The sequence below is a fragment of the Streptococcus sp. 400_SSPC genome, assembly GCF_001072745.1.
GTDB lineage: Bacteria > Bacillota > Bacilli > Lactobacillales > Streptococcaceae > Streptococcus > Streptococcus xiaochunlingii.
In genome coordinates this window covers 1-1,486 of sequence record NZ_JVIQ01000061.1, presented here as the reverse complement: position 1 = coordinate 1,486, position 1,486 = coordinate 1, and the positions used below count along the sequence as shown (strand labels likewise).

The window sequence follows — 1,486 nt, the reverse complement described above, 5'->3', positions numbered from 1 at the left end:
AAACTTTCCTTAGGTGAGTACGGACGTCAGCGAACTTCTACGAAGTTCCATGACTTAGTTTTGGACCTAAGGTTCCAAAACTCCCGTGTGCTAGAAACAATCGTGTTTCTAGCACTTTTCTCACAGCGGAAAGTTTTTGACTTGCTTAAAATCTTAAATAATAAATAACTTTTTTGAAAAAATTATCTAACCAGTAATGTAAAAATAGTTTGTCTACATTCACAAAAAAACTCCGGTTTGGCACTGCACCCATAAAATGAGACACAAGAAAACACTCCTGTTGAAATCTGGTAAACTAGAAACAGGAGTGTTTTGTTATGGTCAAAAAAGCATATTCGGTAGAAACTAAGCTAGCCTGTATCGAAATGAAGAAGGCGGGTAAATCAAATAAGGTTATCATGGATACCCTCGGTATCAAAAATGCTAGTCAGGTCAAGACCTGGTGGCGTTGGTATCAGAATGATGAATTGTACCGTTTCCACCAACCTGTGGGGAAACAATATACTTATGGTAAAGGAATGAAACAATTATCTGAAGTCGAACAGTTACGTTTGCAGGTGGAATTACTAAAAAAGTATCAGAGCTTGGTAAGAAAATCGACAAAGTAAGTCTTATCAAGCTAGCAGAAGAGTATAAGAAAACGTGCCCTGTATCTATTATTTTAGAGTGTTTCGGAGTCAAACGCTCCACCTTTTATCGCTGGAAACAGGAGTGTAAGAATTCTCAGAAAAGAGACGAAATAGCAGATAAAATCGAACAACTCTGTATGGCAAATCGCTTTATTTACGGCTATCGAACCATCACTCGCTTACTAAAGAAAGTTTATAACCTCGTCGTTAATCGCAAGAAGGTCTATCGTATCATGAAGGAAAAGGGCTGCCTTTGCCGTGTCCGTCCCAAGAAGGGACCTAAATTAGGGAAGCCTTACCATGTGACAGACAATAAGCTGGATCGTGATTTTCAGGCAGACAAGCCTATGGAGAAGCTTGTCACAGACATCACCTACCTCTACTTTGGAAACTGTAGACTTTATCTATCTTCGATCATGGATCTCTATAATCGAGAAATTGTAGCTTATAGCATCTCCGAGTGTCAAGATACGGACTTTGTACTCGACACACTTCATCAACTTGAGCTACCTCAAGGAGCACTTTTACACAGCGACCAGGGATCTGTTTATACCTCAAAAGCCTACTATCAGGCTTGTACAGAAAAAGGCATCACCCGCTCCATGTCCCGAAAAGGAACACCAGCAGATAATGCCTGTATCGAATGGTTTCATTCCATCCTAAAGTCTGAAACCTTCTATCTCCATAAGTGGAGAAACCTAACTAAAGATAGTATAACAGATATTGTTAAAAATTACATCATATTTTATAATGAAACTAGAATTCAACAGAGATTAAATGACCAGTCTCCTGTAGAGTACAGAAAACTGGTCGCATAAGAGGTTTTTTCTCTTGTCCCATTATTGGGGTGCAGTGCC

Annotated in this window: 1 protein-coding gene; it reads left to right on the top strand. The window is 39.2% G+C overall.

Going from position 1 to position 1,486, the window contains the following annotated elements; genetic code table 11:
* Positions 1–317: 317 nt before the first annotated feature.
* Positions 318–1,447, top strand: a protein-coding gene (locus tag ADH49_RS09830) for an IS3 family transposase (RefSeq protein WP_239665194.1) whose coding sequence is annotated in 2 segments (ribosomal slippage) — positions 318–582 and positions 582–1,447 — 1,131 coding nt in all. Because the reading frame shifts where the segments join, the coding sequence is not laid out codon by codon here.
* Positions 1,448–1,486 lie beyond the last annotated feature (39 nt).